Raw genomic sequence first — 11,726 nt, forward strand, 5'->3', positions numbered from 1 at the left:
GGCCGGACGGGAAAGCGGGGCCAGGGCTCGCCACAGTACTCCATTCGGGCCGCTCGGGTGGAGCGGCGCGCCAGCAGAGTTCGGGCGTGGCGTGGTGATCCAGCGCCGAAACCTTCGAAGTGGGGCGCAATTTGGGCGGCAAGTTTCACAGGACCGTCAGAATCGGAACGATCCGCTTCGTTTATGGGCCGCTTCTCCCCGTGGGCGGGAACGAATGTCCACGCGAGGGAGGGCGGTGCCGGTGCGCCCGACCCGGCCGGGCCGCCCCCGGCGCCCCGTCAGCCGCCGAGCACCCGCCGCAGGTAGTCGTTGCCGAACACCCGGTCCGGGTCGAGCCGGTCGCGCAGCGCGGTGAACTCGCCGAACCGCGGATAGACCTCCGACAGATACGCGGCGTCGCGGCTGTGCAGCTTGCCCCAGTGCGGGCGTCCGCCGTGCGCGGTCATGATCTGCTCGGCGGCCGTGAAGTACGCCCGGTGCGGGGTGCCCCGGTAGAGGTGGACGGCGATGTACGCGGTGTCCCGGCCGGAGGCGGTGGACAGCGGGATGTCGTCGGCGGGCGCGGTCCGCACCTCCACCGGGAAGCTGACCCGCAGTCCCGAGCGCTCGACGGTCGCCTTCAGTTCGCGCAGCGCCGGGACGGCGGCCTCGCGCGGCACCGCGTACTCCATCTCCAGGAAGCGGACCCGGCGCGGGCTGGTGAAGACTTTGTAAGGAATGTCCGTGTAGGTACGGGCCGACAGGGCGCGGCTGGAGATCTTGGCGATCCCGGGGATGGTGGCGGGGACCGCCCGGCCCACCGTGCAGGCCACCTGGAAGATGCCGTTGGACAGCAGTTCGTCGTCCACCCAGCCGCTGACCCGGCCGACCGGTGAGGCGGGGCCGGTGCTGCGGTTGTTGCGCTTGGTGTTGCAGTTGCCGGTGTGCGGGAACCAGTAGAACTCGAAGTGCTCGTTCTCGGCGACGAGTTGTTCGAACTCCGTCATCACCCGGTCGAACGGCATCGGTTCCTCGCGCGCGGTGAGCAGGAACTCCCGCTCCACCCCGAAGGTGATCGCGGTGACCACGCCGAGCGCGCCGAGGCCCACCCGGGCGGCCGCGAAGATCTCCGGGTGCTCGGACGGCGAGCAGTGCAGCACCGAGCCGTCCGCCGTGACCAGCTCCAGCCCCTTGATCTGCGCGGCGATCGAGGCGCTGTCGCGCCCGGTCCCATGGGTGCCGGTGGCGGTGGCCCCGGCCACCGTCTGCTCCATGATGTCGCCCATGTTGGTCAGCGACAGACCGTGGGCCGACAGGGTCTCGTTGAGCTGATGCAGCGAGGTGCCCGCCGCGACGGTCACCGTGCCCGCCTCCCGGTCCACCTCCCGCACGCCCACCAGGCGGTCGGGGCGTATCAGCACGCCGTCGGTGGCGGCCGTGGTGGTGAAGGAGTGGCCGGTGCCCACCGGCTTGACCCGCAGCCCGTCCGCCACGGCCTGCCGCACCGCCTCGGCCAGCTCCTGGGTGGAGGAGGGGGCCACGCTGCGCACCGGACGGGCGATGACGTTCCCCGCCCAGTTACGCCACACGCTGTTTCGCTCGGTTCTTACGGTCTTGACGGCCATCCGGACCCGACCCCTCCCGCTGTGGCGCCGGCCGGAGCCGGCGATACCCGAGGAACGCCACCGCTGCCGCGAGCGCCCCGGCCACGGCCGGCACCGCGTACCCCGCGCGGGCCCCGGCCGCGTCCACCACCCCTCCGGTGGCCGACGAGCCGAGCGCCACGCCGACCGCGAGCCCGGTGCTCACCCAGGTCATGCCCTCGGTCAGATGCGCGCGTGGTACGTGCTGTTCGACGAGGGCCATGGTCGTGACCATCGTCGGTGCGACGGCCAGGCCCGCGACAAAGAGCGCCACGGCCAGAAACGAAAGGTTCCCGACCAGTTGGAGGGGGATCATACTCACGGTCATCGCACAAATACCCAGTAACCAGCGGAAAGAGAGTGATCTTTTGAGCGGCAGCAGTCCGAAGACGGCTCCCGCCATGCACGAGCCCAGCGCGTACACCGCCAGCACCAGGCTCGCCGCCGCCTTGTGACCCTCGTCCTCGGCGTACGCCACCGTCGCCACGTCGATCGCCCCGAAGATCGTGCCGACCGCGACGAAGGTGAGGACCAGCACCTGAAGCGCGCGCGAGCGCAGCGCGGAGCCACTCGTGTGCGACCCGCGCGGATGCGGTACGGGCTCGGTGGCCCGCTGCGCGGTGAGCCAGAGGACACCGACGGCCAGGAAGCATCCGGCCAGCAGCGGGCCCGCCTCCGGGAACCAGGCGGTGCAGAGCCCGATCGAGATCATCGGCCCGAGGATGAAGCAGGTCTCGTCGACGATGGCCTCCCAGGAGTACGCGGCGTGCAGTTCACGCGGCGCGTCCTGGTGGATGGCCACCCAGCGGGCTCGCACCATGGAGCCGACGCTCGGCACACAGCCGGCCGTGGCGGCGAACGCGAACAGCGTCCAGTCCGGCCAGCCCCGGTGCGCCGCCAGCAGCAGCCCGGTAAGCGAGGTGAGCGAGACGAGGGCGGCGGGACGCAGCACCCGGCGCTGGCCGTGCCGGTCGACCAGCCGGGAGATCTGCGGGCCGATGACGGCGAGGGAGAGCGCGAGCGTGGCCGCCAGCGCACCGGCGAGGCCGTACCGGCCGGTGAGCTGGGAGACCATCGTGACCACGCCGATGCTCGTCATGGCCACGGGCATCCGCCCGAGGAACCCGGCCGCGGAGAACGCCTTGGCGCCGGGGGCGGCGAAGATCACACGGTAGGGGCTGGGACCGGGCATGGCGGGGCCTCCGCGGGCGGACAGAGCGCAGGACAGGACGGCAGGGGGAAAGAGGGCAGGTCGCCGGGGCGGCGGAGTAAGGAATGTTGAAGCTGATACAGCTTACGGTCGCCTCAGGACCCGCGCAGGGGCATTTCCCGCCGCTCCGGGGCTGGTGGCAGGATCGGGACCATGCCCGGACAGCCAGTGACATCCCCCGCTCCGTACGACGCCCTGCTGTTGCTCTCCTTCGGCGGGCCCGAGGGCCCGGAGGACGTCGTGCCGTTCCTGGAGAACGTCACGCGGGGGAGGGGCATCCCCCGGGAGCGGCTCAAGGAGGTCGGGCAGCACTACTTCCTGTTCGGCGGCGTCAGCCCGATCAACGCGCAGAACCGCGAGCTGCTGGGCGCCCTGCGCAAGGACTTCGCCGAGCACGGTCTCGACCTGCCGGTCTACTGGGGCAACCGCAACTGGGCGCCGTATCTGACCGACACCCTGCGCGAGATGGTCGGCGACGGCCACCGCCGCATCGCGGTGCTCGCCACCAGCGCGTATGCCTCGTACTCGGGCTGCCGCCAGTACCGCGAGAACCTCGCGGACGCGCTCGCCGACCTGGAGGGCGAGGGGCTGCCGCTGCCGCGCGTGGACAAGCTGCGGCACTACTTCAACCACCCCGGCTTCGTCCGGCCCATGGTGGACGCGACGCTCGCAGCCCTTGCCGAGCTGCCCGAGGGGCTGCGGGCGGGCGCGCATCTCGCCTTCACCACCCACTCCATCCCGACCGCCGCCGCGGACACCTCCGGCCCGGCCGAGGACCACGGAGAGGGCGGTGCGTACGTCGACCAGCACCTCGACGTCGCCGGGCTGATCGCCGAGGCGGTGCGCGAGGAGACCGGCGCCGAGCATCCCTGGCGGCTGGTCTACCAGTCCCGCAGCGGCGCCCCGCACATCCCCTGGCTGGAGCCGGACATCTGCGACCACCTGGAGGAGCTGCACGGCGACGGCGTGCCCGCCGCCGTGATGGTCCCGATCGGGTTCGTCTCGGACCACATGGAGGTCAAGTACGACCTCGACACCGAGGCGGCCGCCAAGGCCGCCGACCTCGGCCTGCCGGTCGCCCGGGCCTCCACCGTGGGCGCGGATCCGCGGTTCGCGGCGGCGGTGCGCGACCTGCTGCTGGAGCGCGCGGCCGCCGAGCGGTTCGCCGCCGGGGACGCCCCGGCGGCGCCCGAGCGCTGTGCGCTGGGCGCGCTGGGCCCCAGCCACGACCTCTGCCCGGCGGGCTGCTGTCCGGCCCGCTCGCCGCGGCCTGCCGCCGCCGGGGTCGACTAGTTCCGTTCCGACGCTTTCCACGGCCGTCGAATACGCAGCACGCATGGGTAAGCAGCTACGCAGCACGCACGGGTAATCAGCTAAGGAGCACGATGACCGACTCGCTCAACGCCGAACTGCTCGAACTGGCCCTGGAGGTCGCCCGCAGGGCCGGGGACCTGCTGCGCGACGGCCGCCCGGCCGACCTCGGCGTGGCCGCCACCAAGTCCAGCCCGATCGACGTCGTCACCGAGATGGACGTCGCCTCCGAGAAGCTGATCACCGACTTCCTCGCGCAGCACCGCCCCGAGGACGGCGTCCTGGGCGAGGAGGGCGCGAGCAGCGAGGGCAGCAGCGGTGTCCGCTGGGTGATCGACCCGATCGACGGCACGGTGAACTACCTCTACGGCCTCCCGTCCTGGGCGGTCAGCATCGCCGTCGAACGGGACGGCGAGCCGGTCGTCGGCGTGGTGGCGGCGCCGATGCGCGGCGAGACGTACCACGCGGCGCTCGGCCAGGGCGCGTACGCGGACGGGGAGCGGGTGCGGGTGCGCTCCGCGCCCCCCTTCGAGCAGGCGCTGATCGGCACCGGCTTCGGCTATGTGCGCGAGCGCCGCATCGGGCAGGCCAGGGTCCTCCACGAACTGCTGCCCCAGGTGCGCGACATCCGGCGTGGCGGGTCGGCCGCCATCGACCTGTGCGACGTGGCCTGCGGTCGGCTCAACGCGTACTACGAGCGCGGGCTCAACCCCTGGGACTACGCGGCCGGTGCCCTGATAGCCCGCGAGGCGGGCGCGCTCACCGGCGGACGGCCGGGCGTCCCCGCCTCGACGGAGCTGACCATCGCCGCCGCTCCGGGTCTCTTCGAGCCGATGCAGGCCCTGCTGGAGGACCTGGGCGCCTGGCACGACTGAGCCGGGACCGCCACCACCCCCGGGCACGCGAAGCGCCCCGGTGCCAGGAGGGCACCGGGGCGCTTCGGCGTGGATTGTGCCGGTCGTGCTCATGAATCGGCGTACCGGATCTGGATCGGTCTCCGTCACACCGGGTGATCAAGCCGCCGACGGAAACCGGCGGCGCACTGGATCAAGCAACTTGGATCAAGCAACCTGGATCAGGCGGCGCTTACTTCCACGCCGTGCTCGGCGGCAAGCCGACGGAGGTCTTCCAGCTCCGCCAGCTCCACGTCGGCGAGGAATTCGTCGCCCGTCTCACGGGCGCGGGTGAGGTCGGACTGGGTGGTCTCTATACGCTGCAGAATGCCTGCGGTGAACGCGTCCATGGTGCGCCCCCTCGTCGTGGGTCGGTGGCACGGGGTGTGCCGACGGCGGGAGCGATCACGTACGTGAATCCCTGAGGGTGGCAGCGGCGTCAATGGATAGCCACATACAGGGCGTGATCGCGGGGTGTGCAGTCGTCCTCCCCGCCCTACTCGGAGCGGAAACCTCCGGCGCCAAAAGTTTCTCAACGATCTTGAAGTGACCGTGAAGCGATCTTGAAGTGAGGCCCCGGGGAGGCCCTCCGGGCCGCGGCCCCTCTTACCGCCGGTTTATGAGACTTCGAGGCAGGATGGAGGCGCCGAACGCTGTGGCGCATGAGAGCCCGCCGCGGCCATGAGGAAAGGACGAACGACGTGCGTGTACTCGTCGTCGAGGACGAGCAGCTGCTCGCCGACGCGGTGGCCACCGGACTGCGCCGGGAGGCCATGGCTGTCGACGTCGTGTATGACGGTGCCGCCGCCCTGGAGCGCATCGCCGTCAACGACTACGACGTCGTGGTCCTCGACCGTGACCTGCCGCTCGTCCACGGTGACGACGTGTGCCGCAAGATCGTCGAACTCGGCATGCCGACCCGCGTCCTGATGCTCACCGCCTCCGGTGACGTCAGTGACCGCGTCGAGGGGCTGGAGATCGGCGCCGACGACTACCTCCCCAAGCCGTTCGCCTTCAGCGAGCTGATCGCCCGGGTGCGGGCGCTCGGGCGCCGTACCACCGTCGCCCTGCCGCCGGTCCTGGAGCGGTCCGGGATCAAGCTGGACCCGAACCGCCGCGAGGTGTTCCGGGACGGCAAGGAGATCCAGCTGGCGCCGAAGGAGTTCGCGGTGCTGGAGGTACTGATGCGCAGCGAGGGTGCCGTGGTCTCCGCCGAGCAGCTGCTGGAGAAGGCCTGGGACGAGAACACCGACCCGTTCACCAACGTCGTCCGGGTGACCGTCATGACGCTGCGCCGCAAGCTCGGCGAGCCGGCCGTGATCGTCACGGTCCCCGGCTCGGGTTACCGGATCTGACCGGCATGGCCACGACCCCGCTCCCCCCGGCGGCACCGCCCAAGCCCAGCTGGGACCCGCAGCACAGCTCGCCGCCCAACCCCTGGCTGCGCCCCACCATCCGGATACGGCTCACCCTGCTGTACGGCGGGATGTTCCTGATCGCCGGTGTGGTGCTGCTGACAATCATCTATCTGCTGGCGGCGGACGCCATCCGCCGGGGCAGCGAGTTCCCGCTGCAGATCGTCCGTATCGACTACAAGCCCTCCGACACGTGCCATCTGCCCAGCCAGGGCAACAACGACGCGTTCAACCGGGCGGTGGCCCAGTGCATGTCCCAGCAGCGCGACTACGCCCTCGACGGGCTGCTGCGCCGCTCGCTGCTGGCGCTGCTGGGGCTGGCCGTGGTCGCGTTCGCGTTCGGGTACGCCATGGCCGGGCGGGTGCTCTCGCCGCTGGGCCGCATCACGCGTACGGCGCGTCAGGTGGCGGGTTCCGACCTGTCCCGCCGGATCGAGCTGGACGGGCCGGACGACGAGCTGAAGGAGCTGGCGGACACCTTCGACGAGATGCTGGAGCGGCTGGACCGGGCGTTCACCGCGCAGCAGCGGTTCGTCGCCAACGCCTCGCACGAGCTGCGCACCCCGCTGGCGATCAACCGCACGCTGCTGGAAGTGCAGTTGTCCGATCCGCAGGCGTCCCCGGAGCTGGTGCAGCTCGGCAAGACGCTGCTGTCCACCAACGAGCGCAGCGAGCAGCTGGTGGAGGGTCTGCTGCTGCTGGCCCGCAGCGACAACGAGATCGTCGACCGCAAGCCCGTGGACCTCGCCGAGGTCGCCTCCCAGGCGCTCGAACAGGTCCGGGCCGAGGCCCAGGCCAAGGGAGTGGAGGTCCGGGGCGACCGGGCGGCCGCGGTGGTCCAGGGCAACGGGGTGCTGCTGGAGCGGATCGCGCTGAACCTGGTGCAGAACGCGGTGCGCTACAACGTCCCGGACCACGGCTGGGTGGAGGTGACGACCGAGGTGCGGCAGGGACAGGCGGTGCTGGTGGTCGCGAACACCGGACCGGTGGTCCCGGCGTACGAGATGGACAACATCTTCGAGCCGTTCCGCAGGCTCCGCACCGAGCGCACCGGCAGCGACAAGGGCGTGGGCCTGGGGCTTTCGATCGCCCGCTCGGTGGCGCGCGCCCACGGCGGCCGCATCGCGGCGGAGCCGCGGGAGGGCGGTGGCCTGGTGATGCGGGTGGTGCTCCCGGTCTGAGCGCGGAAAGGCGAAAGCAGGGGTACCCTCGTGGGGTGTTCGCTTTGGGCGGAATTTTCGTGATCCGCCCACCGCCAATTTCGTGTGTGATCGATCACATGGGCGATTTTCAAGCCATACACTCTCCGTGATCGTGCCGGTTGCCGGAAAGCCGTAAAAATCCGGGTTTTCAGGCACCGTGATCACGGGAAGTACACGTCATGGCGCATGAGAGTGCGACATTCGGACCGTGTACGGTCCCGATGGCCATCCAACCCGATCACCTCTTCAGGGGTGCGGTTGGGTGTCGATTGAGTAACAGACCTTGATGTGAGGCAAAATCTCCGCCTCAGGTCGGGCACAAGTCCGGCCTCTCACGCGTTACGAGCGCTGAGACACCGCAGACACCCAGAGGGGGAGAGCGACATGGCAACGGATTACGACACCCCACGCAAGACCGACGATGACGTCAACGAGGACAGCATCGAGGAACTCAAGGCCCGGCGGAACGACAAGTCGGCGTCCACCGTCGACGTCGACGAGTTCGAGCAGGCCGAGGGCCTGGAGCTGCCCGGAGCGGACCTCTCCAACGAGGAGCTGTCCGTGCGGGTGCTTCCCCGCCAGGCCGACGAGTTCACGTGCATGAGCTGCTTCCTCGTGCACCACCGCAGCCAGCTGGCCGCCGAGACCAAGAACGGCCAGCCGATCTGCCGCGACTGCGCGGCCTGAGCCGCAGGCCAGGCGTGGACGCGGAGTCCGGCGGCGGGGACGAGGCGACGCATGTCGAGCGAGGCCGGGCGGCCTCGCTCGCGGCCGCCCTCGGACGCGGCGTCAGACAGGGCGGTGACCGTGCCCGGGCGGGGGTGTTCGCGGTCGCCGACCGGATCGCGGCAAACGCTCCGCGCGTTCCGGTCCGCGACCTCGCGGCCCTCCGCAAGCAGTTCCCCGGGCTCGGCCCGGAGGAGATCGCGGACAAACTGGTGGCGGGTGCGGCGCACGGCACCTCCACCGTGGGTGCGGGCGTCGGTGCCGCGGCGATGCTGCCCACCCCGCCCGCCATGCCCACCGAGCTGGCCGCCGAGATCGTCGGCGTGGCGTCCATAGAGTTCAAGCTCATCGCCGAGCTGCACGAGGTCTACGGGCTGCGGGCGCCCGGGACCGTGCGGCAGCGGGCCACCGTCTACCTCAGCGCGTGGTCGGAGGAGCGCGGCTTCGACCCCACAGTCCCCAGCAGCCTCAACGCCGCGCTGAACGTCCGGATGAAGCGCGAGCTGCGCCAGCAGGTGCTGAGACGGAGCTTCCGGAACCTGCCCGTCCTCGCGCCCTTCATGGTCGGCGCGGCCGTCGGCGCCTCGATGAACCGGCGCGACACCAAGAGACTCGCGCGCAAGATCCGCAAGGACCTGCGCGACCGACAGGTGCCCTGGGATGCGCTTCCCCCCTCCCCGGACGCCCCCGTCGAGCCGCCCGGTGCCCCGGGCGAGCTGCCGCCCCCGCAGCCCCCGCTGCCGGGCCCGGAAGACGCCTCCTAGACGCTGTACGGCCGTTCCAGGGCGCGTACCCCGTCCTTCCCCGTTCCTAGGCGCGTACGGCCGTCAGCGCCGCCGCCAGGCCCTCGGGGTCCCGGGTGGAGACGTACACGTACGGCGTCGGATCCTGTGGATCGGTGACCTCGATCCGCAGCGCGGTCGGGATGTAGCTCCGCAGCAGCATGAAGGCCCGCGGATCGGCCTTGTACGTCCGCCAGGCGGCCGCCTCGTCGGCGTCCAGCACCTCGGCGTTCCCGAGGGCCGACACCGGGATCCTGGCCTCGCCCGCGACCAGCGAGCCCGCCACCACGCGCACCCGCGCCGACCCGTACGAACTCACCACGACACAGGCCAGCGCCGCGCCGCCGATCAGGCCGCCGAGCATCGGCAGCGTGCCGAACGGCAGCACCATCAACGCCGTGCCGACCCCGATCAGAAGCGCGATGAACCACCAGGAACGGGGCGCGGTGAGACGTTCGTCGTAAGGCTGCATGCGTATCAGCTTGGCATGGCCGCCTGCCGGGGCTGTTCTCGCGGGTAAGGTCAGCCGTTGTGAGTGGAAGAACGACTGTGCTGAAGCCGCCGGACGGCGCCACGGCACCCGTGCGCCACCCCGACGCGCCCGCGCCCGGGGAGCTCCTCGGCGCGCACTACGACCAGTGCTTCGGGTGCGGCGAGCGGGAAGGCGGCCTGCGCCTGCGGGTGCGGGCGGGCGAGGGCGTCGGCCTCACGGCCGAGTTCACGGTGGGCACCGCCCATCAGGGCGCGCCCGGCCTGGCCCACGGCGGAGTGCTGACCGCGGCGCTGGACGAGACGCTCGGGGCGCTCAACTGGCTGCAGCGCGTGATCGCGGTGACCGGGCGGCTGGAGACGGACTTCGTCCGGCCGGTGCCGGTCGGCACCGTGCTGCACCTGGAGGCACGGGTGACCGCCGTGCACGGCCGCAAGATCTACTGTGCGGCCACGGGCCGTATCGGCGGCCCCGAGGGGCCCGTCGCGGTGCGCGCGGACGCCCTCTTCATAGAGGTGCGGGTCGACCACTTCATCAAGAACGGCCGGTCGGAGGAGATCAACGCGGCGCTCGCCGACCCGGATCAGGTGAAGGTCGCGCGCGCATTCGAGGTGAATCCGTGACTCCCGTACCGGTGGACGTGTTGATCCGCAGGGTGGACCCCCAGGTGCCGATCCCGGGGTATGCCCACCCGGGGGACGCCGGTGCCGATCTCGTCACCACCGAGGCGGCGGAGCTGGCCCCGGGGGAGCGCGCGGTTCTGCCCACCGGAGTGTCTATCGCGCTCCCGGAGGGGTATGCCGCCTTCGTGCATCCGAGGTCCGGACTAGCCGCCCGCTGCGGGGTCGCCATGGTGAATGCGCCGGGGACCATCGATGCCGGGTACCGTGGAGAGATCAAGGTGATCGTGGTCAACCTCGACCCGCGCGAGAGCGTGCGGTTCGAGCGCTACGACCGGGTCGCCCAGATGGTCGTCCAGCAGGTCGAGAAGGTGCGCTTCCAGGAGGTGGCGGAGCTTCCCGGGTCGGCGCGGGCCGAAGGGGGCTTCGGGTCCACCGGCGGTCATGCCGCCGTGGACGGCACAACGGGTGGGAATGGATACGCTTCGGTCGGTTCCGACCGGGAAGGACGATGACGTGTTCGGACGTCGCCGCAAGCGCAGCGAGGAGGACGTCGAGTCGCTCGACGTGACCTCCGAGGAGTTGGCCGAGGATGCGGAGGACGCGGCGGATCCCGTCGACGAGGGGGACGCGGAGGCCACCAGGGTGAGCCTGCCCCCCGCGCCGCGCCCCGACGGCCCGTGGGACGTGTCCGAGGTGCGTGAGCCCGGCGAGGGCCGGGTGGACCTCGGCGGCATGTTCGTCCCCGGTGTCGAGGGCATGGAGCTGCGGGTGGAGGTCGCGGGGGACGCGATCGTCGCCGCGACCGTGGTGCTGCGGGACAGCGCCGTGCAGCTTCAGGCGTTCGCCGCGCCCAAGAAGGAAGGCATCTGGGGCGAGGTGCGGGACGAGATCGCCACCGGCATCACCCAGCAGGGCGGTGTGGTGGACGAGGTCGAGGGCCCGCTCGGCTGGGAGCTGCGGGCCCAGGTTCCGGTGCAGCTGCCGGACGGCAAGAACGGCGTCCAGGTGGTGCGCTTCATCGGCGTCGACGGGCCGCGCTGGTTCCTGCGCGGAGTGATCTCCGGCCAGGGCGCCGTGCAGCCCGAGACCGGCAGCCTGCTGGAGGCGATCTTCCAGGACACGGTCGTGGTGCGCGGCGAGGGCCCGATGGCCCCGCGCGACCCGATCGTGCTCAAGCTGCCGAACGACGCGCAGATGGTGCCCGACGGGGTGCAGCAGGACGAGGCGCAGGGCTCGCGGTTCGCGGGCGGCGCCGACCAGCTCCAGCGCGGTCCGGAGATCACCGAGGTGCGCTGACCGAAGGCCGCGCCCGCGTCACGAAATGCCAGGTCCGAAGGGGCCCGGGGAGACTTCCCGGGCCCCTTCGGCTTTTTTTCGCATCACGTTGAACATGCGTGCCGCCCGGGGCGTACTGATGGGCGAGAGACCCCCGGCGCGCCCGCCGCAGTGGGA

At 71.3% G+C, this 11,726-nt stretch carries 13 protein-coding genes; 9 read left to right on the forward strand and 4 right to left on the reverse strand.

Translation table 11 applies throughout. The features are described from left to right. Positions 1–278: 278 nt before the first annotated feature. Together ACZ59A_RS18290 and ACZ59A_RS18295 are read right to left on the reverse strand one after the other, a co-directional pair. Positions 279–1,604: a D-arabinono-1,4-lactone oxidase gene (locus ACZ59A_RS18290; RefSeq protein ID WP_470959851.1), complete on the reverse strand. Its 1,326-nt coding sequence runs from the start codon at positions 1,602–1,604 to the stop codon at positions 279–281. Then, positions 1,558–2,814 carry an MFS transporter gene (locus tag ACZ59A_RS18295; protein WP_470959852.1) on the reverse strand — a complete coding sequence of 419 codons (1,257 nt, stop codon included), beginning with the start codon at positions 2,812–2,814 and terminating at the stop codon, positions 1,558–1,560. The genes ACZ59A_RS18290 and ACZ59A_RS18295 overlap by 47 nt, the downstream gene beginning before the upstream one ends. 171 nt (positions 2,815–2,985) lie before the next feature. Here ACZ59A_RS18295 and ACZ59A_RS18300 point away from each other — a divergent pair, with 171 nt between their 5' ends. Together ACZ59A_RS18300 and ACZ59A_RS18305 are read left to right on the forward strand one after the other, a co-directional pair. Further along, a complete protein-coding gene (locus ACZ59A_RS18300; protein WP_470959854.1) occupies positions 2,986–4,125 on the forward strand; it encodes a ferrochelatase in 1,140 nt (379 codons plus the stop codon). A gap of 92 nt (positions 4,126–4,217) precedes the next feature. Beyond that, the gene (locus ACZ59A_RS18305) at positions 4,218–5,018 is read left to right on the forward strand and encodes an inositol monophosphatase family protein (protein WP_470959856.1); all 801 of its coding nucleotides are present in this window, start codon (positions 4,218–4,220) and stop codon (positions 5,016–5,018) included. A gap of 200 nt (positions 5,019–5,218) precedes the next feature. Here the strand turns inward: ACZ59A_RS18305 and ACZ59A_RS18310 are convergent, their stop codons facing one another. Next, positions 5,219–5,386, reverse strand: a complete 168-nt coding sequence (locus tag ACZ59A_RS18310; RefSeq protein ID WP_167542486.1) for a hypothetical protein — start codon at positions 5,384–5,386, stop codon at positions 5,219–5,221. 351 nt (positions 5,387–5,737) lie between these two features. Here ACZ59A_RS18310 and ACZ59A_RS18315 point away from each other — a divergent pair, with 351 nt between their 5' ends. The 4 genes from ACZ59A_RS18315 to ACZ59A_RS18330 all read left to right on the forward strand — a co-directional run bounded on the left by ACZ59A_RS18315 (position 5,738) and on the right by ACZ59A_RS18330 (position 9,143). Then, positions 5,738–6,391: a response regulator transcription factor gene (locus ACZ59A_RS18315; RefSeq protein WP_358620699.1), complete on the forward strand. Its 654-nt coding sequence runs from the start codon at positions 5,738–5,740 to the stop codon at positions 6,389–6,391. A gap of 5 nt (positions 6,392–6,396) precedes the next feature. Then, positions 6,397–7,632: a sensor histidine kinase gene (locus tag ACZ59A_RS18320; protein WP_468047836.1), complete on the forward strand. Its 1,236-nt coding sequence runs from the start codon at positions 6,397–6,399 to the stop codon at positions 7,630–7,632. A 405-nt stretch (positions 7,633–8,037) separates the two neighbouring features. Further along, positions 8,038–8,340, forward strand: coding sequence for a DUF4193 domain-containing protein (locus ACZ59A_RS18325; protein WP_009714537.1), 303 nt, complete (start codon positions 8,038–8,040; stop codon positions 8,338–8,340). A gap of 14 nt (positions 8,341–8,354) precedes the next feature. Beyond that, the gene (locus tag ACZ59A_RS18330; RefSeq protein WP_470959859.1) at positions 8,355–9,143 is read left to right on the forward strand and encodes a hypothetical protein; all 789 of its coding nucleotides are present in this window, start codon (positions 8,355–8,357) and stop codon (positions 9,141–9,143) included. A 46-nt stretch (positions 9,144–9,189) separates the two neighbouring features. On the opposite strand, the gene ACZ59A_RS18335 is transcribed toward ACZ59A_RS18330, so the two are convergent. Next, positions 9,190–9,633: a DUF3093 domain-containing protein gene (locus tag ACZ59A_RS18335; protein WP_470959861.1), complete on the reverse strand. Its 444-nt coding sequence runs from the start codon at positions 9,631–9,633 to the stop codon at positions 9,190–9,192. A 59-nt stretch (positions 9,634–9,692) separates the two neighbouring features. Between ACZ59A_RS18335 and ACZ59A_RS18340 the strand changes: the two genes are divergently transcribed. The 3 genes from ACZ59A_RS18340 to ACZ59A_RS18350 are packed head-to-tail and all read left to right on the forward strand — an operon-like array spanning position 9,693 to position 11,570. Further along, entirely contained in the window at positions 9,693–10,274 is a 582-nt protein-coding gene (locus ACZ59A_RS18340; protein WP_470959863.1) for a PaaI family thioesterase, read from the forward strand. Continuing rightward, a complete protein-coding gene (gene dut, locus ACZ59A_RS18345) occupies positions 10,271–10,786 on the forward strand; it encodes a dUTP diphosphatase (protein ID WP_009714533.1) in 516 nt (171 codons plus the stop codon). Before ACZ59A_RS18340 ends, dut begins: the two co-directional genes overlap by 4 nt. A 1-nt stretch (position 10,787) precedes the next feature. Beyond that, positions 10,788–11,570, forward strand: coding sequence for a DUF3710 domain-containing protein (locus ACZ59A_RS18350; protein WP_468047829.1), 783 nt, complete (start codon positions 10,788–10,790; stop codon positions 11,568–11,570). Positions 11,571–11,726 lie beyond the last annotated feature (156 nt).

Source organism: Streptomyces sp. NPDC040405 (assembly GCF_055595765.1).

What these genes read in the sequence shown, in the direction of transcription:
- ACZ59A_RS18290 (WP_470959851.1), bottom strand. Translation starts at nt 1,604, where the DNA reads ATGGCCGTCAAGACCGTAAGAACCGAGCGAAACAGCGTGTGGCGTAAC.
- ACZ59A_RS18295 (WP_470959852.1), bottom strand. Translation starts at nt 2,814, where the DNA reads ATGCCCGGTCCCAGCCCCTACCGTGTGATCTTCGCCGCCCCCGGCGCC.
- ACZ59A_RS18300 (WP_470959854.1), top strand. Translation starts at nt 2,986, where the DNA reads ATGCCCGGACAGCCAGTGACATCCCCCGCTCCGTACGACGCCCTGCTG.
- ACZ59A_RS18305 (WP_470959856.1), top strand. Translation starts at nt 4,218, where the DNA reads ATGACCGACTCGCTCAACGCCGAACTGCTCGAACTGGCCCTGGAGGTC.
- ACZ59A_RS18310 (WP_167542486.1), bottom strand. Translation starts at nt 5,386, where the DNA reads ATGGACGCGTTCACCGCAGGCATTCTGCAGCGTATAGAGACCACCCAG.
- ACZ59A_RS18320 (WP_468047836.1), top strand. Translation starts at nt 6,397, where the DNA reads ATGGCCACGACCCCGCTCCCCCCGGCGGCACCGCCCAAGCCCAGCTGG.
- ACZ59A_RS18325 (WP_009714537.1), top strand. Translation starts at nt 8,038, where the DNA reads ATGGCAACGGATTACGACACCCCACGCAAGACCGACGATGACGTCAAC.
- ACZ59A_RS18335 (WP_470959861.1), bottom strand. Translation starts at nt 9,633, where the DNA reads ATGCAGCCTTACGACGAACGTCTCACCGCGCCCCGTTCCTGGTGGTTC.